Genomic DNA, 22,798 nt, shown 5'->3' with positions numbered 1-22,798 from the left:
CGCAAGGGAGTTGGCGGCGGGGACGAACTGGCCGCCCCCGTGCGTTGGGGACATGAGGGCTCCGCCGTCCTGGTGGTCCGGGCCGGCGCGGCGCGACACGGAACATGAGGAGAGAGGGAGTTCATGGGGCACAACAGGGCCGACGGGGGACGCTACAGCTGTGGTCTTGACGCGGCCGTGGACGTCGTGGGCGGCAAGTGGAAGCCGATGATCCTCTGGGCGCTGCACGACGCGGGGACGCTGCGCTTCGGCGAGCTGCGGCGCTCGATGCACGGGGTGACGGAGAAGGTGCTCGCCCAGCAGCTGCGCGAGCTGGAGGCCGACCGCGTCGTGCACCGGGAGGTCTTCCCGGAGGTGCCGCCGCGCGTCGAGTACTCGCTGACCGGTCTCGGGGAGTCGCTGAACGAGGCGCTGGTCCCGCTCGGTCTGTGGGGCGACGCGCACATGGCCGCCATCCTGGCCGCGAAGGAGGCGGAACCCGCCGCCTGAGGCAACCGATTCCGCATCGTTATCGACGCTCGCTAGATCCTCACGTAAACCTCACGTAAGTTCAGACCAACGGCAATTCGCGTGAGCAAAGCTGCGCGGCGGTACCGCGCGGTGGAGGGGGCTGCGCGGTGCCGTCTGCCGTCCGCGCGGCCCGAATGCGCCATATCTGCGGCGCCGTCCGCGCGGGCCGGAACCGCGTCAACCGCGCGCATGACACGCAAGAGGGACGCAGGACCCCCGGCGACACGCCCGCCGGAAGGGCCCTGAAGGCGCCTGTGAGCCCGCTGTGGAGCGGCCGGAAAGCTACCTCCAGCCGTCGTCGGACGACTCCGGAGAGTAGTTGTGGCACGCCGATGCGCGCAGCATCACTTACGAAGGGTTATGGTGGAAACCCCCCCTCGGGCCGGTCCGTCTCCCCCCCACGGACCGGCCCGTTTTCTTGTCCGGACAAAGGCCCGGTCGCGGGGGTTCCGACGGACCGCTCGATCAGCTCCGGCCGGCCCAGATGTTCGTGCCGGGCGTGGAGACGGCGAACGAGTCGATTTCGGTCAGCTCCTCGTCGGTCAGCTTCGGACCGGCCAGCGCCGCCACGTTCTCCTCCAGCTGCCGCACGCTGGACGCGCCGATCAGCGCCGACGTCATCCGCTCGTCCCGCAGCACCCAGCTCAGCGCGAGCTGCGCGAGGGACTGACCGCGGCCCTTGGCGATGTCGTTCAGGCCGTTCAGCCGGCGCAGCACCTCGTCGCTCAGCAGGTCCGGGTCGAGGGACTTGCCCTGCGTCGCGCGCGAGCCCTCGGGGATGCCCTTCAGGTACTTGCCCGTCAGCAGGCCCTGGGCGAGCGGCACGAAGGAGATGCAGCCCATGCCGGCCGTCTCCAGCGTGTCGAGCAGCCCGTCGTCCTCGGTCCAGCGGTTGATCATCGAGTAGGACGGCTGGTGGATGAGCGCGGGCACGCCCATCTCCTTGAGCAGGCGCGCGGCCTCGGCCGTCTGCTCGCTGGTGTACGAGGAGACGCCGACGTACAGCGCCTTGCCCTGCTGCACCGCCGATGCGAGCGCCCCCATCGTCTCCTCGAGCGGAGTGTCCGGGTCGAAGCGGTGCGAGTAGAAGATGTCGACGTAGTCGAGGCCCATCCGGTCCAGCGACGCGTCCAGCGACGACAGCAGGTACTTGCGGCTGCCCCACTCGCCGTACGGACCGGGGTGCATCAGATAGCCGGCCTTGGTCGAGATGACCAGCTCGTCCCGGTACGGGGCGAAGTCCTGCGCGAACATCTTGCCGAAGTTCAGCTCCGCCGAACCGGCCGGCGGCCCGTAGTTGTTCGCCAGGTCGAAGTGAGTGACGCCCAGGTCGAAGGCGCGGCGCAGGATCGCGCGCTGGGAGTCGAGGGTGCGGTCGTCCCCGAAGTTGTGCCACAGGCCGAGCGAGATCGCGGGCAGCTTCAGGCCGCTGCGGCCGGTGCGCCGGTACTCCATCGAGTCGTACCGGTCGGCGGACGCGACATAGGGAGAGGTGTCGTTCATGGGTACGAAGCTACGTCAGTGCACTGACACCCCATAGCTCCCACCGAGATGTGCGGGGGTACGCTTTCGGCTTCGGGGACTGCCGTCTGCACGGAGGGGCAAGAAGACCGTGAACCTGCGCGACAGGCTGCGCGGCCTGCTGGTCAGGCTGTACACGCGCCGGGTGGAAGGCCATCTGGACCACGACCAGGTGCCCAAGCACATCGGAGTCATCATGGATGGCAACCGACGCTGGGCGAAGGCCGCCGGCTCCACCACCGCCCAGGGCCACCGGGCCGGCGCCGACAAGATCGAGGAGTTCCTCGGCTGGTGCAGCGAGTCGGACGTCGAGGTCGTCACGCTGTGGCTGCTCTCGACGGACAACTTCGACCGGCCGCAGGAGGAACTGGTACCGCTCCTCGGCATCATCGAGGACACCGTCCGCTCGCTCGCCGCCGACGGCCGCTGGCGCGTCCACCACGTGGGCGCCACCGACATCCTGCCGTCGGGCCTGCAGACCGTCCTCAAGGAGGCGGCGGAGGCGACCGCCCACCGCGACGGAATACTGGTCAACGTCGCGATCGGCTACGGCGGCCGCCAGGAGATCGCCGACGCGGTCCGCTCGATGCTGCTCGACGCCGCGGACAAGGGGAACTCCCTGGAGGAGATCGCCGACGCCGTCGACGTCGACCTCATCGGCAAGCACCTCTACACGAGCGCGCAGCCCGACCCGGACCTCGTCATCCGCACCAGCGGCGAGCAGCGGCTGTCCGGGTTCATGCTCTGGCAGACGGCGCACTCCGAGTACTACTTCTGTGAAGTCTTCTGGCCGGCCTTCCGCAAGGTGGACTTCCTGCGGGCCCTGCGCGACTACGCGGCCCGGCACCGGCGTTACGGCGGCTGAGCACCTCCCCGCACGGGACGTACGTCATGAGGAGTTAACGCACGCGCCGTCATATGCCCTGGCATGGCTGCGCGTGTTCGAGGGAATAAGCCTTCCAGGTCGGCGTCCGAACCACGGACGCCGGATCTCAGCGGACGGCACGGGGCCGTCCGCCCGGGAGGCCCTTTGCACCAGGTGGACCGTACGCAGATGGGTACGGACGACGACTTGGAGGGCCGGACCCCGGCCCGCGCAGCGCGGCCGTGGACCGGTCCTGAACCCTCTGTCGCTCCCCGACCTCATCCGAGGGGGTACGTCCTTCCGTGGTGACCAGCAACAAGCGCCTCCCCAAGCCCGACCGGCGCACTTATGTTCTCGACACCAGCGTCCTGCTGGCCGATCCGAACGCCATGACCCGATTCGACGAACACGAAGTGGTCCTTCCTGTCGTCGTGGTCACGGAGTTGGAGGCCAAGCGGCACCATCCGGAGCTCGGGTACTTCGCCCGGCAGGCCCTGCGCCTGCTCGACGACTACCGCATCCGGCACGGCCGTCTGGACGCCCCGATCCCCACCGGGGAACTGGGCGGCACGCTGCGCGTCGAGCTCAACCACTCCGACCCCAGCGTCCTGCCCTCGGGCTACCGCCTGGGTGACAACGACAGCCGGATCCTCGCCGTGGCCCGCAATCTGCAGGCCGAGGGGTTCGACGTCACCGTCGTCTCGAAGGACCTGCCGCTCAGGATCAAGGCGTCGTCGGTCGGTCTCCTCGCCGAGGAGTACCGCGCCGAACTCGCCATCACGGACTCCGGCTGGACCGGGATGTCCGAACTGACGCTGCCCGCCGAACAGGTGGACCTCCTCTTCGACGAGGAGAGCGTGTACGTCCCCGAGGCCGCCGACCTCCCCGTCCACACGGGTCTGACGATCCACTCCGAGCGCGGCAAGGCCCTGGGCCGGGTCACGCCGGAGGGCAACGTCCGGCTGGTGCGCGGCGATCGCGAGGCCTTCGGCCTCAAGGGGCGCAGCGCCGAGCAGCGGATCGCGCTCGACCTGCTGCTCGATCCGGACGTCGGCATCGTCTCGATGGGCGGCCGGGCCGGCACCGGCAAGTCCGCCCTCGCCCTGTGCGCGGGCCTGGAGGCCGTCCTGGAGCGGCGCCAGCACCAGAAGGTGATGGTGTTCCGGCCGCTGTACGCGGTGGGCGGGCAGGAGCTCGGCTATCTGCCGGGCACCGAGGCCGAGAAGATGGGGCCGTGGGCGCAGGCGGTCTTCGACACGCTGTCCGCCGTGACGAGCCGCGAGGTCATCGAGGAGGTCACGGCCCGCGGCATGCTGGAGGTGCTCCCGCTCACGCACATCCGCGGGCGCTCGCTGCACGACGCGTTCGTGATCGTGGACGAGGCCCAATCCCTGGAACGGAACGTCCTGTTGACCGTTCTGTCCCGAATTGGCGCGAACTCCCGTGTCGTCCTCACCCATGACGTCGCCCAGCGCGACAACCTCCGGGTCGGGCGCTACGACGGGGTCGTCGCCGTCGTCGAGAAGCTGAAGGGTCATCCGCTGTTCGCGCACGTCACGCTGACGCGCTCGGAGAGGTCGCAGATCGCGGCCCTGGTGACCGAAATGCTCGAAGACGGCCAAATCTGAGGTAGTCAGAGGTAGTTCGCGGTATTCGGCGCCGCCCGGCGAAGCGAGAGAGCTTAGCCGGGCGGCGTCTTGACGCGTGCTCGTTTCCGTAAAACCCGTGGGGCAAACGGGGTGTGACGTTTCCCACGCAACACAGAATTGCCTTGCGGCGTCCGAATACGGCAGAGTCACGGTCCTGTCAGGCCCCGCATACGACACTTGCGTACCCCCAGCGGTACAGCACCACCGCAGCACCAGCTGCACCTTGAACTCCATACCGGCCGTCGTATGCCGCCCGAGCACCACGCGGCGCCTTCCGCAAGGGAGTTGCCCACCGGGCCCGTGCCTCCCGTGACCCGTCAGTTGGGAGGCCAGTGCCAGGGGCACGATTGCGTCCGCGAGGGGTCACACCAGAGCGGGCGATGCTGGAAGGAAACCGTGTGAGCCGGATTTCGGTCCGGGGATTCGCAGTGGCCTCGGCCACCGCGGTCACCACAGTCGGCGCCGTCGTGGGTGTTGCCTCGGGCAGCACCGCTCAGCCCTCGAACGAGGCTGAGGCCACGGCAGGCGACGCGACCCTCCTCGCCGACATACCCGCGGGTCAGCAGGCCCAGGTGCAGACCGCGTCCCTGACGCAGCAGGCACAGACGCAGGCCATCGCGGCCGACAACGCGGCACAGAAGACGGCGGAGGAAGCGGCCCGCAAGAAGGCCGCCGAGGACGCGATCGCCAAGCAGCAGGCCGCGCAGGACGCGAAGGAGAAGGCCGAGAAGGAGGCCAAGGAGCGCGCTGAGGCGAAGAAGGAAGCCGCCAGCCGTTCCGAGACCCGCGACGCCTCCAGCTTCTCGACCCAGTCGTCGTACTCCGTCGCCCAGATCCAGGCGATGGCGCGCCAGATGGTGCCGTCCGGTCAGTTCCAGTGCTTCAGCAACATCGTGAACCACGAGTCCAGCTGGAACTACAAGGCCGTCAACGCCTCCTCGGGCGCCTACGGCCTCTTCCAGGCGCTGCCCGCGGGCAAGTACGCCTCGGCCGGCGCCGACTGGCAGACGAACCCCGCCACGCAGATCAAGTGGGGCCTCAACTACATGAACGACCGCTACGGCAGCCCGTGCGAGGCCTGGTCCTTCTGGCAGGCCAACAGCTGGTACTGAGCACCACGGTTCTCAACCTCGCGGAGCCCCTCACCGTCCTACGGTGAGGGGCTTCGGCCATGTACGGTCTGAGCCACAGGCTCCGGGGGGAGTGGTGAGAGCGCACGGGGGAAAAGGACGGATGATGTCGCGTGTTCCCGGCTGGCTCGATCGAGTCGGCGCAGGAATCAGCAAGGTGGGCGAGCGCCTGGACGAGCGTCGCGCCGAGGCCGAGCGCGCCGAGGCCCGGGACCTGCCCGGCGACCGGCCCGCCCCGGCTCCGGTGCCGGACGGACAGGCCGAAGCGGTGGCCGGCGAGTCGCCGCGCGACCACGTGCCCGCCCCTCCCGCCTACGCGCCGGCCATAGCGTCCCGGCCGGAGCCGGTCGCCGCCGTGCCGTGGGGACTTCGGGTCGCGGCGGAGGCGGGCTGGCGGCTGCTCGTCCTGGCGGGCGCCCTCTGGGTCCTGATGAAGGTCATCAGCTCGGTTCAGCTGGTGGTGTTCGCGTTCATCGCGGCGCTGCTCATCACCGCGCTGCTGCAGCCGACCGTGGCGCGGCTGCGCAACCACGGGGTGCCGCGCGGCCTCGCCACCGCCCTGACGGCGATCCTCGGCTTCGTCATCATGGGACTCGTCGGCTGGTTCGTGGTCTGGCAGGTCCAGGAGAACATCGACACGCTCTCCGACCAGATCCAGGACGGCATCGACGAGCTCAGGAAGTGGCTGCTCAACAGCCCCTTCCACGTCACCGACAACCAGATCAACGAGATCGCGAAGTCGCTTCGCGACGCGGTCGGCGCGAACACGGACGAGATCACCTCGGCGGGCCTCGAAGGCGTCACCGTCATCGTCGAGGCGATGACCGGCATCCTGCTCACGATGTTCTCGACGCTGTTCCTGCTCTACGACGGCCGGCGGATCTGGGACTGGACCCTCAAGCTCGTCCCGGCGCAGGCCCGTCCGGGCATCGCGGGCGCGGGCCCGCGGGCGTGGCGCACGCTGACGGCGTACGTCCGCGGCACGGTGATAGTCGCTCTGATCGACGCCATCTTCATCGGCCTCGGCATCTTCTTCCTCGGCGTGCCGATGGCGGTGCCGCTCGCCGTCTTCATCTTCCTGTTCGCGTTCATCCCGCTGGTCGGCGCGGTCGTCTCGGGTGCCCTCGCGGTGGTCGTGGCGCTGGTGACGCAAGGCGTGTTCACGGCCGTCATGACGCTGGCCGTCGTGCTCGCCGTGCAGCAGATCGAGGGCCACATCCTCCAGCCGTTCATCCTGGGCCGCGCGGTGCGGGTGCACCCGCTGGCCGTGGTGCTGTCCGTCGCGGCGGGCGGGATGGTGGCCGGGATCGGGGGAGCGGTGGTGGCGGTGCCGCTGGTGGCCGTGACCAACACGGTGGTCGTCTATCTGCGGGCGTGGTCGCGGGAGGGGTCGATCCGGTCGGCGCCGGTGCCGCGGGGGGCGACGGCGGTGGACGTGGCCCCGCACTCCAGCCCCTCCGGCGATTGAGGAGCGGGGTCCGGGGCGGAGCCCCGTGTCCCTGGAAAGAAAAGGCCCGCTGCTGTCCAAGTACCTGGACAGCAGCGGGCCTTTTTACGGCTTACGCCAGGACGTCCTCGGCGTCGACCGTGACGGCCACCGCCTGGATCACGGACGCGATCTTGAACGCTTCCTGGACGACGTCGCGGTCGACGCCGGCCTTGCGGAGCACCTGCTCGTGCGAGTCGAGGCACATCCCGCAGCCGTTGATCGCGGAGACCGCGAACGACCACAGCTCGAAGTCGACCTTGTCGACGCCCGGGTTGCCGATGACGTTCATCCGCAGGCCCGCGCGCATCGTCCCGTACTCGTCGTCCGAGAGCAGGTGACGCGTGCGGTAGAAGACGTTGTTCATCGACATGATGGCGGCGGCCGACTTGGCGGCCTTGAACGCCTCGGGCGACAGGTTCGCCTCGGCCTCCGGCGCCAGCTCGCGCAGCACGCGCGGCGAGCGGGAGGCGATGGCGCACGCCAGGACCGTGCCCCACAGCTGCTGCTGCGGGAGGTCCGAGTTGCCGATGACCGAGCCCAGGTTGAGCTTCAGGTCCTTGGCGTAGTCCGGTATGGCGGACTTCAGTTCGTCGAGTGCCATGTCAGATCAGTCCGTTCACTCGCCGGAGAGCAGCGCGACCGGGTCCAGGGTCTCATCGCCCTTGCTCCAGTTGCACGGGCAGAGCTCGTCCGTCTGGAGCGCGTCGAGGACCCGGAGGACCTCCTTGGGGTTACGGCCGACGGAACCGGCGGTCACCATCGTGAACTGGATCTCGTTGTTCTGGTCGACGATGAAGACGGCGCGCTGCGCGAAGCCGTCCTCGCCCTCGATGCCGAGGTCACGCATGAGCTCGTGCTTCGAGTCGGCCAGCATCGGGAAGGGCAGGTCGGTCAGGTCCGGGTGGTCCTTGCGCCAGGCGTGGTGCACGAACTCGGAGTCGCCGGAGAAGCCGAGGACCTGGGCGTCACGGTCGGCGAACTCGTCGTTCAGCTTGCCGAACGCGGCGATCTCGGTGGGGCACACGAAGGTGAAGTCCTTGGGCCATGCGAAGACGATCTTCCACTTGCCCTCGTAGGTCTTGTGGTTGATCTGCTCGAACTCCGAGCCCTTCTCCAGCGAGACACAGGCGGTCAGGTCGAACTCGGGGAACTTGTCACCGACAGTGAGCACACGCACTCCTTGCAGCGAGAAAGGTCCCTTTTTGGGGGACCTTCCCATGGGTTGGACTGCTCAAGATCGTGGCACAGGGTGCATTGATTATGGAAATAGCTAGACTCGGTCGTGTTGATCGGAGGTGGCTATCAGTGGCCGTACAGAACGGAAAACCCGCGAGCGGGCGCAAGCGTCAGCCGAGCCTGGCGCAGTTGCGGGCGTTCGCCGCGGTCGCCGAGCACCTGCACTTCCGGGACGCGGCGGCGGCGATAGGGATGAGTCAGCCGGCCCTGTCCGGTGCCGTGTCGGCGCTGGAGGAGACGCTCGGGGTGACCCTCGTCGAGCGTACGACGCGCAAGGTGCTGCTCTCCCCGGCCGGTGAGCGGATCGCGGTGCGGGCCAAGGCCGTGCTCGACGAGGTCGGCGCGCTGATGGAGGACGCCGAGGCGGTGCGGGCCCCGTTCACCGGAGCGCTGCGGCTCGGGGTGATCCCCACCGTCGCGCCGTACCTGCTGCCCACGGTCCTGCGTCTGGTGCACGAGAAGTACCCGCACCTCGACCTCCAGGTGCACGAGGAACAGACCTCGTCGCTCGTCGAGGGGCTCGCCGCCGGGCGGCTCGACCTGCTGCTGCTCGCGGTGCCGCTCGGTGTGCCGGGCGTCACCGAACTCCCCCTGTTCGACGAGGACTTCGTGCTCGTCACGCCGCTCGACCACTGGCTCGGCGGACGGGAGGGGATTCCGCGCGAGGCGCTGCGCGAGCTCAACCTGCTGCTGCTCGACGAAGGGCACTGCCTGCGCGACCAGGCGCTCGACATCTGCCGCGAGGCGGGGCGCGGCGACGACGTCGGCGTCACCACGACCGCGGCCGGGCTCTCCACCCTGGTGCAGCTGGTCGCCGGCGGTCTCGGCTGCACGCTGCTGCCCAGGACCGCGCTGCGCGTCGAGACCGCCCGCAGCACCCAGTTGCTCACCGGCGGCTTTGCCGAACCGGCCCCGTCGCGCCGGGTCGCCCTCGCCATGCGCACCGGCGCCGCGCGCGGCACCGAGTACGAGGAGCTGGCCGTGGCGCTGCGCGCGGCCCTGAAGCCCTTGCCCGTCCGGGTGCTCACCGCCGACTGAAGGCACTTGGCAACCGGTCAAATGTGCCTCGGGCATGGGCGTTTGTGCGGCCGATTGCTTCAACTCGCGTCAGGTGGGGGCAGGTAGGAAACGAGCCCCGGAGGCGTGCGCCCCGGCTGATACAACATGCCCCCTGAGTGCGACGCGTCAGGCGTCTGTGCGAAATTCCGGGGGGTGCGATGTCGGGTACGGAGCAGGACGGGTGGGGGTCTTCCGACCGGGCCGGGTGCGACCTCCTAGCGGCGGAGCTGGCCGCCTGCGAGCGCGAGGAGTTCACCGGCCGGGTCCGGGTGACCGGGACGCCCGGCGGCACCCTGCACCTGCGGGGCGGCCTGGTCGTCGCGGTGGAGAGCCCCGGCTCGCCGGGTCCTGAGGCGCTGCTGCTGCGCTCCGGCCGGGTGAGCGACGAGCAGTGGGCCGAACTGGTGCGGGAGGCGGGCGGATCGCCCTGGCCCGCCGCCGGTCTGATCGCCCGGGAGTACGCCGGCGCGGCGCAGTTGCGGGTGGTCTGTCTGATGGCGATGCGGGACGCCGTGTTCGCGATCGTCGCGGGGCGGCTGGACGACTGCGAGCGCGATGCCGAGGCCGAGCCGGCCGCACCGTCCCCGTACGGCGAGTCGCCCTGGCGGCTGCTGCAGGACGCGGACCGCCGGCTCGCCGCCGTCGAGACGCTGGCGTGCCCCGTGAGCCCGGACCGCGAACGCACCGTGGCCGCGCCCGGTGCCGAGTGGACCGAGGGGCTCACCGCACTGCGGCGCGAACTGCTGGCCCACGCCGACGGCCGGCGCAGCGCCCGCGACCTCGCCTTCCTCACCGGGCGCGGCGTCTACGCCGTCACCGTCGAGGTCGCCCGGATGCTGGGCGAAGGGCTGCTGGAGCGGGTGGAGGAGCCGCCGCCCATCCCGCTCAGCCCGGCGGCCGCGCGACACGGCGTGGGCCAGCGGCTGCGGGCCCTGCCGCTGCCGGGACCTGAGCCGGACGCGGCGGAGCGGGCCGCGGACCCGGAGCCGCCGGCGGACGAGGAGCCGGCGACGGACGCGGACGATCTGCCGCGCCGCAGCCCCGGCGCCAGCGGCATCAATGAATCCGTCAACTCGCAGGACAGTCAGGCGAGTTGAGATAACTCCTGGTCCGTGGCGGCAGCGCAGGACGTGCCGGCGGTCGAGGAGCGCGAAGCGAAGATCACGATCAGATGCACTCCGCACCCGGGGGGTTGGACCCATGGACCACAACGCTCTCGCGCAGGAAATGCGCGGCCTGCGCGAGCAGGTGACCGGAATAACCGACACGGCCGTCGCGGCAGCGGACGGACTGCTCATCGCCGCCGACACCGCCGACTCCATCGACCGGGAGGGGCTGGCCGCCGTCGCCGCGGCCGGCCTCGGACTCGCCCGGCGCACCACCGACCTGGCGTCCCGCGGGGCGCTGCGCCGGACCGTGACCTACGGCAGCCGGGGCTGCGCCGCCTGCTACGCGGTCGGTGACACCGCCCTCATGGTCGTCCTCGGCGACGAAGGGCTCGACGTGGAGCGGCTGCACACGGCGACCCAGCCCGCCCTCGACCGGATCGAGGCGATCCTCACCGCGAAGAACCCGGAACCCGAGAAGACCCCGGAAGGCGTGTGACGGCATGGCGACCAAACGCCTGAACGCCAACTTCTCCGACCAGGTCGTGAGCCTGGTCAAGAGCCTGCGCACCGAGGCACCCGACTGTGTCGCCGCGGGCGTGGTCGACATGTCGACCGGCATGCTGCTGGCCTACGAGACCGTCGACAACCATCCGCCCGAGGTCCTCGACCTGCTGGCCGGAGCGACCCTCGACCTGTTCCAGGGCCGCACCGTCCTGATGATCGAGGACGTCTGGAAGGAGCGGCGCAATCAGGAGCACGACAACCACTTCTTCCAGGAGATCCTCGTCAACAGCGACAACATCACCCATCTGTTCGTCCGGCTGAACGAGCAGCAGGACATCGTCTCCGTGACGGTGTGCCGCAAGTCCGTGAACGTGGGCATGCTCGTCGCCCAAGTGCGCCGCGTGATCAAGGAGTTCAGCCTCTGAGGCACGCCGAAGGGCCCCTCCCCGCGGTGCGGGGAGGGGCCCTTCGGCGGGGCGGAGCGGTCGGCTACTCGGTCCGCAGGCCCTCGGGGCGCATCATCCGGTACAGCGGAGGCAGGCTCAGCAGCGTCACCGCCGCGATCGTCGCCGCGCCCACGCCCGCCAGCGGCAGGAACAGGAACCAGTCCGTCACCGGTTTGTCGACCATGCGGAGCATCAGCCAGCCCAGGCCGAGGCCGCCCGTGACGGCGACGGCCATGCCGAGGACGACCGGGATCGCGGTCTGCCACAGCACCGACCAGGCGAGCGTCGAGCGCCGGGTGCCGTAGGCGACCAGGATCGACAACAGGCGCCTGCGGTCGCGGAGTTGCTCGATCTGCGAGACCAACATGGACGCCGCGATGAGCGTCATGGTGAGCGCGGCGGCCGTGAAGAGGCCCGAGCGGATACTGGCGTACTCGCTGTCGCGCTGCGTGGTCTGGTACACGTACATGTGCATGCCCGGGTTGATCGCGAAGCCGGTGTTGCGCACGTAGTCGAGGACGTCCGGCACGCTCGGGTCGACCTGGACCTGCGCCGACGTCGAGGCGTTGCCCAGTTCGCGCACGTCCAGGGCGCCCGGGGTGACGAGGAGGCCGCCGAAGTAGTGGCCGCCCGGGTCGCGCCGGGAGTGCACCGTGCGGGCGTCCGCGGGGACCGTCCAGCGTACGGCCGGGTCGCCGACGTCGAGCTTCGCGCCGGGCGGGGCGATCTTCAGCTCGTCGTCGATACTGGCGTTCTCGGCGCCCTCGACGCGGAAGACGTCGCCGTCCCGGCAGGAGTCCACCTTCGCCAGCTCGCGCAGCGTGGAGCAGGAGCCGACGGAGACCGACACGGAGGCCAGGATGCCGTCGGCGTCCGGCTTCGCGCCCCTCCGGCTCGCCCAGCTGTCCACGGTGCCGATGACCGACCGGACGCCCTTGGTCGCGCCGAACTCGGTCACCATCCGCTCGGCCAGCTCGCCGCTGGCGAAGCCCGCGCTCGCGCCGAGCTGGGCCCGCGACGGGTCCTGACCGGTCTTCTTGTTGAAGTCGTCGTTGATGCCGACCGTGAACATCTGCAGGGCGATGCCGCCCGCCACCGCGATGGTGATGCCGGCGACCGCGCGGCTGCCGCCGTCGGTGCTCAACTGGAGCCTGCGCACGGCCAGCTGCCACGGCACGGGGCCGCCGCGCAGCCGTCGTACGGTCGCCTCCACCACCCAGGGCAGGACGAGGACCAGACCGATCAGGGTGAACGCGATGCCGGCCGAGATCTGTACGACGCCGCGCGTGCCGAGCGTGTCACCGGGGCCCGACGCGAGCAGCAGCGCGACTCCGACGACCGGGACCGGCAGCCGCCACCACAGGCGACGGCCGCGGACCCGGCCGCTGCGCACGACGCCCAGCGGCTCGATCACCACCGAGCGCAGCGCGAACACCGTGACGGCGACCGAGGCCAGCGGCACGGCCACCAGGATCAGCACCGCCAGCGCGGGCACCGGCACGAAGTCGGACGGGAACGCCGACAGCCGCCAGATCTCCACGACACCCAGCAACTGCCGCCCGGCCAGGAAGAAGACGACGCCGAGCACGAGCCCGACCAGCGTGCCGAACAGCGTCTCGCCCGCCGCCATCCGCCGGGCCATCGGCACGTCCGCGCCGACCAGCCGCAGCGCGGCGAGCCGCTTGTCGCGCCGCTCGCCGCCGAACCGTACGGCCGTCGCGATGAAGATGGCGACCGGGACGAGCAGGACGATGCAGGCCAGGACGATGAGCACGATGAGGACCGGATCCATCGGCTCCTTCGGATAGTTCATCCCGAAGTGGTCGATGCGGGACGTGTCCGTGCCGTCCTTGATCGAGTCGCTGCCCACGTAGACGTAGAGGTCGAAGGGGTTGTCGAGACCGGCGTCGTGGATCGTGCCGACGGTGCGGTAGTCGTAGCGCTCCTTGAGGAGCTTGCCCTCGGCGGAGTGCAGGAGCCGGTCGAGCGCGGGCGAGACGACCATCTCGCCGGGACCCGGCAGCTTGTCGACGCCGGGCGGCAGCGGCGGGTGCGCGCCCTCGGGGCGCAGCAGATAGCCGCCGACCGTGACGTCCCGGTACTCCGACGAGGCGTCGACGGCGAGCATCGTGCGGTCGCCGGGCTTCAGCCGGTCGTCCGTGCCGACGCCCAGCTGGCGTGCGTCGCCGCGCGCGTCGCGCTCCTGCTGGAACGTCGGGACGCTCGCCGCGCCGAGCAGCAGGGCCACGCCGAGGCCCACGCCGACCGCGGTGAGCAGGGCCCGGATCCAGCCCTCGCGGCCACCGGACACGGCGAACCGGATGCCGAGGCCGAGGTCGCGCAGCCGGCCGCCGAGGCCCGGCCGGGTGGGCGCGGGGGTGGTGCGGGTCGGGCGGTCGTCGAGCAGGGTCATCGGGTGTACTCCATGTCCCTGGACCTGCCGTCGCGCACCACGACCTCGCGGTCGGAGTAGGCCGCGACCCGGGCCTCGTGCGTGACCAGGACGACGGCGGCGTTCGCGCCGCGGGCCGCCTCGGTGAGCAGCTCCATGACGCGCTCGCCGTTGAGGGAGTCCAGGGCGCCGGTCGGCTCGTCGGCGAAGAGCACGCGCGGGTTCGTGACCAGCGAACGGGCCACGGCGACGCGCTGGCCCTGACCGCCGGACATCTCGCCGGGACGCTTGTCCGCGAGGCCGTCGACCTCCAGCTTCTGCAGCCAGGCGGTGGCCCGGCGCTCGGCCTCCTTACGCTTCACGCCGTTCAGCCGCAGCGGCAGCGCGACGTTCTCCACGCAGGTCAGCTCCGGGACGAGCTGGCCGAACTGGAAGACGAAGCCGAACTCGCCGCGGCGCAGGGCGCTGCGCTCCGCGTCGGACATCCCGGCCAGGTCGCGGCCGTCGTACGTGATGGTGCCGGAGTCCGGCGTGACGATGCCGGCGAGGCAGTGCAGCAGGGTCGACTTGCCGGAGCCCGAGGGGCCCATGACGGCGACGACCTCGCCCGGGTGGACCGAGAACGAGGCACCGTCGAGCGCGGGCGTGGGCCCGTACGCCTTGTGCAGGTCGGTCGCGGTCAGCAGCGAACCGGCGGGGGTCGGGGTGGAACTCATGAGGGGCGCACCTCCGCGGCGAGCTTGTCGAGGCGCGCGGCGGTCAGTTCCAGCCAGCGCAGGTCGGCTTCCAGGTGGAACAGGGCGTGGTCGCAGATCAGCTGGTCGGCGAGGTCGCCCTTGCGCTTGCGCTCGGTGAGGGCGCGCATCAGGCGCAGGTGCTCGGAGCGTTGCGCGTCGAGCAGTTCCGCGGCGTCGCGGTCGGTCAGCAGCGCGAGGACGACCTTCGTGTACAGGGTCGACTGGAGGTACGGCTCCGGCTTCTCGGGCGTCGCCAGCCAGCGCTGGACGTCCGTGATGCCGGCGTCGGTGATCGCGTACCGCTTCCGCTCCGGGCCGCCGCCCGCCTCTATCCCGTCGACCTCCACGAGGCCGTTCTTCAGGAGGCGGGACATGGTCGAGTAGACCTGCCCGTAGTGCAGCGGCTTGTCGTGCCCGAAGGTCTCGTCGAAGGTGCGCTTGAGGTCGTAACCGTGGCGGGGCCCGGATTCGAGCAGCCCGAGAAGGGTGTGGCCGATGGACATGCGGAGGACTCTACACCGTGTGTATACGTGGGGTGTATACCCGGGGTGCATAGCCCTGCCGGGTGGGGTGTGGTGTCGGGTGCGGCCCGGTGGTGGGTCGCTCGCGCAGTTCCCCGCGCCCCTGAAAGGCCGACTGCGTCTGCCGGGCTGATCGTTCGTCGCGGGCTGCGGCCCGGTGGTGGGTTGCTCGCGCAGTTCCCCGCGCCCCTGAAGGGCCGACTGCGTCTGCCGGGCTGGTCGTTCGTCGCGGGGTGCGGGTGGTGGGGCTTCTCGCGCAGTTCCCCGCGCCCCTGGAGGCCTGCGGCTTCGCCACTGCCTCCCCCCACGCGACGCGCCCCTGGCATGCCGCCCGAAGGGCGTGCATTCCAGGGGCGCGGGGAACTGCGCGAGCAACCCACCACCGGCCCGCGGACGCAGTTGGCCTTTCAGGGGGCGCGGGGAACTGCGCGAGAAGCCCCCACCGGCCCGCGGATGCAGTCGGCCTTTCAGGGGGCGCGGGGAACTGTGCGAGAAGGCCCGCTGGCCCGCCGTCAGGCGTCCGTCGTGGGATCCTCGGGCGGCGTCGGGGTCTTGGGCGGACGACCCCTCCGGGGGATGGGCCCCGTCGACCCCGGCAGGCGGCCCGACTCGGCGAGGGACTTGCGGAGCAGGAACTCGATCTGGGCGTTCGCGGAGCGCAGCTCGTCCCCGGCCCACCGCGCCAGCGCGTCGTACACGGCCGGATCGAGCCGCAGCAGAACCTGCTTACGCGGACGCGGGGTCACTGGTAGAGCGTCCCGGTGTTGAGGACGGGCTGCGCGGAACGGTCACCGCAGAGCACGACCAGCAGATTGCTCACCATCGCCGCCTTGCGCTCCTCGTCCAGCGCCACGAAGTCCTGCTCGGTGATCCGGGCGAGCGCGTCCTCGACCATGCCCACCGCGCCGTCCACGATGAGGCGGCGCGCCGCGACCACGGCACCGGCCTGCTGGCGCTGCAGCATCGCCGAGGCGATCTCCGGCGCGTACGCGAGGTGCGTGAACCGGGACTCGATGATCTGGACGCCGGCCGCCTCGACCCGCGCGTGGAGCTCGACGGCGAGCTTCTCGGTGATCTCCTCGGCGTTGCCCCGCAGCGAGAGGCCTCCCTCGTCGTGCGCGTCGTAGGGGTACTCGATGGCGATGTGCCGCACGGCCGCCTCGGTCTGCGTCGAGACGAACTCCAGGAAGTCGTCGACCTCGAACGTCGCCTGCGCGGTGTCCTCCACCTTCCAGACGACGACCGCGGCGAGCTCGATCGGGTTGCCGTACGCGTCGTTGACCTTGAGGACCGCCGTCTCGTGGTTGCGGACGCGGGTGGAGATCTTGGTGCGGGAGGTGAGCGGGTTGACCCAGCGCAGGCCGTCCGTGCGGATCGTGCCGCGGTACCGGCCGAAGAGCTGGACGACGCGGGCCTCGCCCGGCGCCACCATGTTCAGCCCGCACATCGCGAAGAAGGCGCCGACCGCGATCACGACGCCGAGGACGATCAGCAGCGCCTTGGCGCCGTTCGAGTCGAGGGCGGTGGCGGTGGCGATCAGGCCCGCGCCCACCAGCAGGCCGATCAGGCCGAGCAGCAGGGCGAGCCCGCCGCCGATGCTGTGGGCCGTGACCTCGCGCACACGGGCCTTCGGCATCGTGGGTACGTCGGGTGTGGCGTCCGTCTCGGACATGGCAGTCCCCGTTTCTCTGAGCTGGCGGTTCGTGACCGGTGCGGCATGAACCCGTCTAGCAAAGTGATATCACTTTACGCCGCCCGGCAACCATCCGCACCCCTGGATCGTCGGTTCCCATGGGTCAGGTGCTGATTGTCACGTCCGGAAATGACCGGAAGGGCAGGGTTTTGCCTTAAGTGACGGTGTTAGCTTCATGAGCTGATTCAGTACGGAACACGAACACACGGGCCACGGAACGTGGTCACGGGAAGAAGAAGCGGAGCAAGAGGTCATGGGCCGAGCGGATGCGAGAATGGCGCGCAAGCGCGCGGCGCGGCCGTCGGGCATACGCCGCTTCTTCACCTGGAAGAAGATCCTGGGCGCGTTCTTCGGTTTCGTGCTGCTGTGCATGGGCGCGTTCGTGGTGCTGTACCTGCTGATCGACGTACCCGAGGGCAACCCGGAAGCCGAGCTGCAGAGCAACATCTACAAGTACAGCGACGGCAGGGTCATGGCCCGCACCGGCGAGGTCAACCGCGAGATCGTCGACCTGTCGGAGATATCCCCCGAGGTCCAGCACACCTTCGTCGCCGCCGAGAACAAGACGTTCTACAACGACAAGGGCGTGGACCTGAAGGGCACCGCCCGCGGTGTCCTGAACACGGTCACGGGCAAGGGCAAGCAGGGTGGCTCGACGATCACCCAGCAGTACGTGAAGAACTACTACCTGACCCAGGACCAGACCGTCACGCGCAAGCTGAAGGAACTGGTCATCTCGCTGAAGGTCGACCAGAAGAAGACCAAGAACGAGATCCTCGCCGGGTACATCAACACCAGCTACTACGGCCGCGGCGCCTGGGGCATCCAGGCCGCCGCCCAGGCGTACTACGGCAAGGACGCCTCGAAGCTGAACGTCTCGCAGGGCGCGTACCTCGCCGCCCTGCTCCAGGCCCCGAACCAGTACGACTGGGCGATCGCCTCCGACACCGGCAAGAAGCTGGCCACGGCGCGCTGGAACTACGTGCTGGACAACATGGTCGACATGCACTGGCTGGGCGCGAGCGAGCGGCAGGGCCTGAAGTTCGACGAGCCCGAGAAGCCGAAGGCCGCCGCCGGGCTGCAGGGCCAGGAGGGCTACCTCTACCAGGCCGCCAAGGCCGAGGTGATGAAGGAACTCAACCTGACCGACGCGCAGTTCGACGCCGGCGGCTACACCATCACCCTGAACATCGACCGCAAGAAGCAGCAGCAGCTGGAGAAGTCGGTCAAGGCGCAGCTGACCGACCACCTCGACCGCAAGAACCGCAAGGCCGACGCGAACGTGCAGGCCGGCGCCGTCTCGGTCGATCCGAAGACCGGCATCATCGTCGCGATGTACGGCGGCGAGGGCCTCACCAAGCACTGGCGCAACAACGCCACGCGCACCGACTACCAGCCCGCCTCCACGTTCAAGCCGCTGATCCTCGCGGCCGCCCTGGAGGACAACGCCAAGACGCAGAACGGGTCGTCCATCAAGGCGAGCACGATCTACGACGGCACCAACAAGCGGCCGGTCGTCGAGAACGGCAGGAAGGTCGGCTTCGCCCCGCCGAACGAGGACGACCACAGCTACGGCCCGGTCACCGTGCAGACCGCCATGAACAAGTCCGTGAACTCCGTCTTCGCGCAGATGGGCGCCGACGTCGGCATGGACCAGGTCATGGAGATGGCGAAGAAGCTCGGCATGGACGGCGCCGACCTCAAGCCGTACTACGCCCAGACCCTCGGCACCATGGGCGCGAGCCCGCTGGAGATGGCCGGTGTCTACGCGACCCTCGACAACCACGGCAAGCTGGTCACCCCGCAGATCGTGAAGTCGGTGTCGGTGAAGGGCGAGAAGTCGGAGCTGCCGGACGCCGTCGGCGAGCAGGTCATCAGCCGCGGCGCCGCCGACTCGGTCACCTCGGTCCTCACCGGTGTGGTCGACGACGGCACCGCGCGGGCCTCGGTCCGCGACAACCCGGGCCGCGACGGCCAGCAGGTCGCAGGCAAGACCGGTACCTCCGACAACAACCGGTCGGCCTGGTTCACCGGGTACACCCCGGACCTGGTCACCTCGGTGGGCCTGTTCGGCGAGGGCGCGCAGGGCACGGCCAAGGCGAACCAGCAGGTGCCGATGACCGGCGCCGCGGGCGGCGGCCGCGTCGACGGCGGCAGCTTCCCGGCGCGGATCTGGGCGCAGTACATGTTCAACGCGACGAGTGCGGGCAGCGAGTTCGACCTCGACACCGACATGGGTGCGGGCGTCGAGCCCACCACGCAGGCCCCGGTCACGCCGACGGAGGAGCCCTCGACCCCGGCCTCGCCGACGGAGGAGCCGTCCTCGACGCCGCCGTCGACCCCGACGACGCCGAGCGAGACGCCGACCACCGAGCCGCCGACGGACGAGCCGACGCAGACCGTCGAGCCGCCCACCGACCCGACGACACCGACGATCGGCATCCCGGAGAACCCGGCCGACGGCGACGGGTCGGGCAGACAGGCAGGCCGGCAGACCAACTGACCGGCGCGTACGCGAAGGGGCCCGGAACCGCACGGTTCCGGGCCCCTTCGCGTCCGTACGGCCGGCCTCAGCCTCCGCCGTTCACCTTCGCGGCCACCCGCTCGCCGAGGGTCTTGTCGACGTTGCTCCAGTACTCCAGAGCGCGGTCGAGGACCGGCCGGGACACCCCGTCGAGCAGGTGCCCGCTGATGTTGTCCACGAGCCGGTCGCGGGCCGCGTCGTCCAGGACCTCGCGCACCAGCGTGCCCGGCTGGCCCCAGTCGTCGTCCTCGCGGTGCAGCGCGTACGCCTCGCGGACCATCTCCCCGGCCGTCGCCCAGCCCGCCGGGTCGCCGAACCGCTGCACGTCGGCCGCGGGGCCGCCGTACGAGTTGGGCGCGTAGGGCCGGGCCACGTTCGGCGGCTCGTAGCGCATCGGGCCGTCCTTGGCGTACGAGTTGACCTGCGAGTGCGGCCGGTTCGGCGGGAGCTGGAGGTAGTTCGGGCCGATCCGGTAGCGGTGCGTGTCCGGGTACGAGAAGAGCCGGCCGAGCAGCATCTTGTCGGGGGACGGGCCGATGCCGGGCACCAGGTTCGACGGCTCGAAGGCGGCCTGCTCGATGTGGACGAAGAAGTCCTCCGGATTCCGGTTCAGGGTCATCCGGCCGACCTCGATCAGCGGGTAGTCGGCGTGCGGCCACACCTTGGTCAGGTCGAACGGGTTGAAGCGGTAGTCCGCCGCGTCCTCGAACGGCATGATCTGCATCTTCAGCGTCCAGCTCGGGTGGTCCCCGCGGCCGATCGACGCGAACAGGTCGCGCCGGTGGTGGTCGCCGTCCGAGCCGGCCAGCTCGTCGGCCTCCTGCTGGGTGAGGAACTCGTTGCCCTGGTCGGTCCTGAAGTGGTACTTCACCCAGAACTTCGCGCCGCCGCCGTTAACCCACATGTAGGTGTGGGAGCTGAAGCCGTCCATGTGCCGGAACGTCTTCGGGATGCCCCGGTCGCCCATCAGCCAGGTGACCTGGTGGGCGGACTCGGGGGACAGCGTCCAGAAGTCCCACTGCATGTCGTGGTCGCGCAGCCCGCTGTCGATGGTGCGCTTCTGGGAGCGGATGAAGTCCTGGAACTTGATGGGGTCGCGCACGAAGAAGACCGGCGTGTTGTTGCCGACCATGTCGTAATTGCCGTGCTCCGTATAGAACTTGAGGGCGAAGCCGCGCGGGTCGCGCCAGGTGTCGGGCGAGCCCTGCTCGCCGGCCACGGTCGAGAAGCGGGCCAGCACCTCGGTCCGCTTCCCGGGCTGGAACAGGTCCGCCTTGGTGAACTGGCTGACGTCGTTGGTGACTTCGAAGACGCCGTACGCGCCGCTGCCCTTGGCGTGCACCACCCGCTCGGGGACCCGTTCGCGGTTGAACTGGGCCATCTTCTCGATGAGGTAGTGGTCCTGCAGCAGGATCGGGCCGTCGGGCCCGACGGTCAGCGAGTGTTCGTCGCTCTCCACCGGGATGCCTGCGTTGGTGGTCGTGTACGGGGTGTTCCGGGGCGCCTCGGTCACGACGTCCTCCCGTCGTTTCATGGGGGTTCGGGGGTCATGTCACGCTTTGGTCACCCGCACCAGTCAACTCCGCCGACACCCCGTCGGCAACATTTCCCCGGCACCGGACCGGGCGGGCTACGGCGTCGCGGCGCCCGACTGCGGCCTGGCCAGCTCGAACCACACCACCTTGCCGGTGCTGAGCCGCGTCGCCCCCCAGCGCCGGGCGAGCCGGTTGACCAGGAACAGTCCCCGGCCGCCCTCGTCGGTCGCCCGGGCCTGGCGCAGCCGCGGCAGCTGCGGCACGTCGTCGCCCACCTCGCAGCGCAGCACGTCGGTCCGCAGCAGCCGCAGCGTCACCGGCCGCGAGGCGTACCGCACCGCGTTCGTCACGACCTCGCTCACCAGCAGCTCGACCGCGTCGGTCATCTCCTCGAGACCCCAGCGGGCCAGGGCGCTCCTGGCCAGCCTGCGCGCCCGCGACGGCGCCGCGTCCTCCGGCTCCAGGAACCAGTACGCGACGTCGCTCGGCGCGATCCCGTCGAACCGGGCCGCGAGCAGCGCGATGTCGTCGTCCCGGTCGCCCGGGCCGAGCATGTCGAGGACGTCGTCGCAGAGCGCCTCCAGCGGCGGCGGATGGTCGGGCCCGGTCAACTGCGCGGTCGCGGCCAGCCGCTCGCGCAGCTGCTCTATCCCGGTCCACACGTCCCGCAGCCGCGACTCGACGAGCCCGTCGGTGTACAGCAGCAGCGTGGCGCCCGCGGGCGCGTCCAGCTCGACGGCCTCGAAGTCGACCCCGCCGACGCCGATCGGCGCACCCGGCGGTACTCGCAGCACCTCGGCGCGCCCGCCCAGGTGCAGCAGGACCGGCGGCGGATGCCCGGCGTTGGCGATGGTGATGCGGTGCGAGACCGGGTCGTACACGGCGTACAGGCACGTCGCCATCCGGTCGGTGCCGAGCCGCTGGGCCTGCTCGTCGAGGTGGTGCAGCACCTCCTGCGGCGGCAGGTCGAGCCCGGCCAGCGTCTGCGCGGTGGTGCGCAGCTGGCCCATGATGGCGGCCGACGTCATGGAGTGCCCCATGACGTCGCCGACGACGAGCGCGACCCGGCTGCCCGGCAGCGGGATCGCGTCGTACCAGTCGCCGCCCACCCGCGCCGTCTCCGCCGCCGGCAGGTAGCGCGACGCGAGCCGCACCCCGGTGGGGCGCGGCAGCGTCTCCGGCAGCATCGTGCGCTGCAACTCGTCCGCGATGTACGCCTCGCGCCCGTACAGCACGGCCTTGTCGATGCCGAGCGCGCTGTGCGTGGCCAGCTGCCCGGCCACCAGCAGGTCGTCCGCGTCGAACGCGGCCCGGTCGGGGCGGCGCAGGAACACGGCCGCGCCGATCACCCGGCGCCGCCCCCGCAGCGGCGCCAGGATCGCGCGGCGACCGGTCGGCAACGACCGCTCCCCGCCCAGCAGTTCGGGCAGCGCCGCGAGCGCGGCGGGCGAGTCGGCGAACACCGGACGGACCCCGCGCAGCACCTCGGCGAGCGGGCCACCGGGCCGCACCTCGCACAACTCGGCGCTGCCCGGGGCCAGTTCGGGCTGCTGGGCGGTCATCGCCGAGGGTGTGCCGCCGTTCTCCGTCTCGGTGTCGTCGGCGGAGTCCGGGATCCGGTCGGTGCGGCGCAGCCGCAGCACCATCGGCCCGGTGGGCCGCTCGTCGCCGACCGGCAGCGGCTCCCGCAGATAGACCAGGATCGCGTCCGAGAACGTCGGCACCGTGGCCCGGCACAGCCCCATCACGATCTCGTCGAGGTCGATGCCGCGGGCGATCCGCCGGGTGGCCGCGCCGACGAAGCGCAGCCGGTCGCCGTCACGCCGCATCGCGACCGGCTGACCGGACGGGCGCGGCTGGCCGGAGCGGCGCTCGGCG

General features: G+C 70.5%; 20 protein-coding genes. 10 read left to right on the top strand and 10 right to left on the bottom strand.

What is annotated here, in order from left to right:
* Positions 1 to 123: 123 nt before the first annotated feature.
* Positions 124 to 489 (top strand): winged helix-turn-helix transcriptional regulator, encoded by a 366-nt coding sequence (locus RBJ77_RS36155; protein ID WP_372348824.1) that lies wholly within the window; start codon positions 124 to 126, stop codon positions 487 to 489.
* 486 nt (positions 490 to 975) lie between these two features.
* Here RBJ77_RS36155 and mgrA read toward each other — a convergent pair whose 3' ends face one another.
* A complete protein-coding gene (gene mgrA, locus RBJ77_RS36150; protein ID WP_372348823.1) occupies positions 976 to 2,013 on the bottom strand; it encodes an L-glyceraldehyde 3-phosphate reductase in 1,038 nt (345 codons plus the stop codon).
* 109 nt (positions 2,014 to 2,122) lie between these two features.
* Here mgrA and RBJ77_RS36145 point away from each other — a divergent pair, with 109 nt between their 5' ends.
* The 4 genes from RBJ77_RS36145 (at position 2,123) to RBJ77_RS36130 (ending at position 7,143) form a co-directional block, all read left to right on the top strand.
* The gene (locus tag RBJ77_RS36145) at positions 2,123 to 2,896 is read left to right on the top strand and encodes an isoprenyl transferase (RefSeq protein WP_255975249.1); all 774 of its coding nucleotides are present in this window, start codon (positions 2,123 to 2,125) and stop codon (positions 2,894 to 2,896) included.
* Between the two features lie 302 nt (positions 2,897 to 3,198).
* A complete protein-coding gene (locus RBJ77_RS36140; protein WP_255975250.1) occupies positions 3,199 to 4,524 on the top strand; it encodes a PhoH family protein in 1,326 nt (441 codons plus the stop codon).
* A gap of 401 nt (positions 4,525 to 4,925) precedes the next feature.
* Positions 4,926 to 5,657 (top strand): transglycosylase SLT domain-containing protein, encoded by a 732-nt coding sequence (locus RBJ77_RS36135; protein WP_372348822.1) that lies wholly within the window; start codon positions 4,926 to 4,928, stop codon positions 5,655 to 5,657.
* Between the two features lie 124 nt (positions 5,658 to 5,781).
* Complete coding sequence (locus tag RBJ77_RS36130) at positions 5,782 to 7,143, top strand: AI-2E family transporter (protein WP_372348821.1); 1,362 nt, start codon at positions 5,782 to 5,784, stop codon at positions 7,141 to 7,143.
* A 91-nt stretch (positions 7,144 to 7,234) separates the two neighbouring features.
* On the opposite strand, the gene RBJ77_RS36125 is transcribed toward RBJ77_RS36130, so the two are convergent.
* Positions 7,235 to 7,765, bottom strand: coding sequence for an alkyl hydroperoxide reductase (locus RBJ77_RS36125; RefSeq protein ID WP_372348820.1), 531 nt, complete (start codon positions 7,763 to 7,765; stop codon positions 7,235 to 7,237).
* A 15-nt stretch (positions 7,766 to 7,780) separates the two neighbouring features.
* Complete coding sequence (locus RBJ77_RS36120) at positions 7,781 to 8,335, bottom strand: peroxiredoxin (RefSeq protein ID WP_164300746.1); 555 nt, start codon at positions 8,333 to 8,335, stop codon at positions 7,781 to 7,783.
* 134 nt (positions 8,336 to 8,469) lie between these two features.
* Between RBJ77_RS36120 and RBJ77_RS36115 the strand changes: the two genes are divergently transcribed.
* The 4 genes from RBJ77_RS36115 (at position 8,470) to RBJ77_RS36100 (ending at position 11,497) form a co-directional block, all read left to right on the top strand.
* Positions 8,470 to 9,438, top strand: coding sequence for a LysR substrate-binding domain-containing protein (locus RBJ77_RS36115; RefSeq protein ID WP_372348819.1), 969 nt, complete (start codon positions 8,470 to 8,472; stop codon positions 9,436 to 9,438).
* A 179-nt stretch (positions 9,439 to 9,617) separates the two neighbouring features.
* Entirely contained in the window at positions 9,618 to 10,556 is a 939-nt protein-coding gene (locus RBJ77_RS36110; protein WP_372348818.1) for a MarR family transcriptional regulator, read from the top strand.
* Positions 10,557 to 10,659: 103 nt separating this feature from the next.
* Positions 10,660 to 11,064: a roadblock/LC7 domain-containing protein gene (locus RBJ77_RS36105; RefSeq protein ID WP_372348817.1), complete on the top strand. Its 405-nt coding sequence runs from the start codon at positions 10,660 to 10,662 to the stop codon at positions 11,062 to 11,064.
* 4 nt (positions 11,065 to 11,068) lie between these two features.
* Positions 11,069 to 11,497, top strand: coding sequence for a hypothetical protein (locus tag RBJ77_RS36100; RefSeq protein ID WP_372348816.1), 429 nt, complete (start codon positions 11,069 to 11,071; stop codon positions 11,495 to 11,497).
* A gap of 64 nt (positions 11,498 to 11,561) precedes the next feature.
* On the opposite strand, the gene RBJ77_RS36095 is transcribed toward RBJ77_RS36100, so the two are convergent.
* The 5 genes from RBJ77_RS36095 to RBJ77_RS36075 all read right to left on the bottom strand — a co-directional run bounded on the left by RBJ77_RS36095 (position 11,562) and on the right by RBJ77_RS36075 (position 16,840).
* Positions 11,562 to 13,931, bottom strand: a complete 2,370-nt coding sequence (locus RBJ77_RS36095; RefSeq protein WP_372348815.1) for an ABC transporter permease — start codon at positions 13,929 to 13,931, stop codon at positions 11,562 to 11,564.
* Positions 13,928 to 14,626 (bottom strand): ABC transporter ATP-binding protein, encoded by a 699-nt coding sequence (locus tag RBJ77_RS36090; protein ID WP_372348814.1) that lies wholly within the window; start codon positions 14,624 to 14,626, stop codon positions 13,928 to 13,930. Before RBJ77_RS36090 ends, RBJ77_RS36095 begins: the two co-directional genes overlap by 4 nt.
* Complete coding sequence (locus RBJ77_RS36085; RefSeq protein WP_255975260.1) at positions 14,623 to 15,150, bottom strand: PadR family transcriptional regulator; 528 nt, start codon at positions 15,148 to 15,150, stop codon at positions 14,623 to 14,625. The genes RBJ77_RS36090 and RBJ77_RS36085 overlap by 4 nt, the downstream gene beginning before the upstream one ends.
* A 530-nt stretch (positions 15,151 to 15,680) precedes the next feature.
* Positions 15,681 to 15,914 (bottom strand): hypothetical protein, encoded by a 234-nt coding sequence (locus RBJ77_RS36080; protein WP_372348813.1) that lies wholly within the window; start codon positions 15,912 to 15,914, stop codon positions 15,681 to 15,683.
* Complete coding sequence (locus tag RBJ77_RS36075; RefSeq protein WP_372348812.1) at positions 15,911 to 16,840, bottom strand: SPFH domain-containing protein; 930 nt, start codon at positions 16,838 to 16,840, stop codon at positions 15,911 to 15,913. The genes RBJ77_RS36080 and RBJ77_RS36075 overlap by 4 nt, the downstream gene beginning before the upstream one ends.
* Before the next feature lie 274 nt (positions 16,841 to 17,114).
* On the opposite strand from RBJ77_RS36075, the gene RBJ77_RS36070 reads away from it, so the two are divergent.
* Positions 17,115 to 19,364 (top strand): transglycosylase domain-containing protein, encoded by a 2,250-nt coding sequence (locus RBJ77_RS36070; protein WP_372348811.1) that lies wholly within the window; start codon positions 17,115 to 17,117, stop codon positions 19,362 to 19,364.
* A 67-nt stretch (positions 19,365 to 19,431) separates the two neighbouring features.
* Here the strand turns inward: RBJ77_RS36070 and RBJ77_RS36065 are convergent, their stop codons facing one another.
* Complete coding sequence (locus RBJ77_RS36065; protein WP_372348810.1) at positions 19,432 to 20,898, bottom strand: catalase; 1,467 nt, start codon at positions 20,896 to 20,898, stop codon at positions 19,432 to 19,434.
* A gap of 117 nt (positions 20,899 to 21,015) precedes the next feature.
* Positions 21,016 to 22,798, bottom strand: a 1,783-nt coding sequence (locus RBJ77_RS36060) for a SpoIIE family protein phosphatase (protein ID WP_372348809.1), incomplete at its 5' end; no start/stop codon positions are given.

It is taken from the genome of Streptomyces sp. KL116D (assembly GCF_030766975.1).
GTDB lineage: Bacteria > Actinomycetota > Actinomycetes > Streptomycetales > Streptomycetaceae > Streptomyces > Streptomyces longispororuber_A.
Note: the sequence above shows the minus strand (reverse complement) of the source record. Positions and strands in the feature narration are given on the sequence as shown.

What these genes read in the sequence shown, in the direction of transcription:
- RBJ77_RS36075 (WP_372348812.1), bottom strand. Translation starts at nt 16,840, where the DNA reads ATGTCCGAGACGGACGCCACACCCGACGTACCCACGATGCCGAAGGCC.
- RBJ77_RS36125 (WP_372348820.1), bottom strand. Translation starts at nt 7,765, where the DNA reads ATGGCACTCGACGAACTGAAGTCCGCCATACCGGACTACGCCAAGGAC.
- RBJ77_RS36070 (WP_372348811.1), top strand. Translation starts at nt 17,115, where the DNA reads ATGGGCCGAGCGGATGCGAGAATGGCGCGCAAGCGCGCGGCGCGGCCG.
- RBJ77_RS36105 (WP_372348817.1), top strand. Translation starts at nt 10,660, where the DNA reads ATGGACCACAACGCTCTCGCGCAGGAAATGCGCGGCCTGCGCGAGCAG.
- RBJ77_RS36135 (WP_372348822.1), top strand. Translation starts at nt 4,926, where the DNA reads ATGCTGGAAGGAAACCGTGTGAGCCGGATTTCGGTCCGGGGATTCGCA.
- RBJ77_RS36110 (WP_372348818.1), top strand. Translation starts at nt 9,618, where the DNA reads ATGTCGGGTACGGAGCAGGACGGGTGGGGGTCTTCCGACCGGGCCGGG.
- RBJ77_RS36155 (WP_372348824.1), top strand. Translation starts at nt 124, where the DNA reads ATGGGGCACAACAGGGCCGACGGGGGACGCTACAGCTGTGGTCTTGAC.
- RBJ77_RS36130 (WP_372348821.1), top strand. Translation starts at nt 5,782, where the DNA reads ATGTCGCGTGTTCCCGGCTGGCTCGATCGAGTCGGCGCAGGAATCAGC.
- RBJ77_RS36095 (WP_372348815.1), bottom strand. Translation starts at nt 13,931, where the DNA reads ATGACCCTGCTCGACGACCGCCCGACCCGCACCACCCCCGCGCCCACC.
- mgrA (WP_372348823.1), bottom strand. Translation starts at nt 2,013, where the DNA reads ATGAACGACACCTCTCCCTATGTCGCGTCCGCCGACCGGTACGACTCG.
- RBJ77_RS36085 (WP_255975260.1), bottom strand. Translation starts at nt 15,150, where the DNA reads ATGTCCATCGGCCACACCCTTCTCGGGCTGCTCGAATCCGGGCCCCGC.
- RBJ77_RS36100 (WP_372348816.1), top strand. Translation starts at nt 11,069, where the DNA reads ATGGCGACCAAACGCCTGAACGCCAACTTCTCCGACCAGGTCGTGAGC.
- RBJ77_RS36090 (WP_372348814.1), bottom strand. Translation starts at nt 14,626, where the DNA reads ATGAGTTCCACCCCGACCCCCGCCGGTTCGCTGCTGACCGCGACCGAC.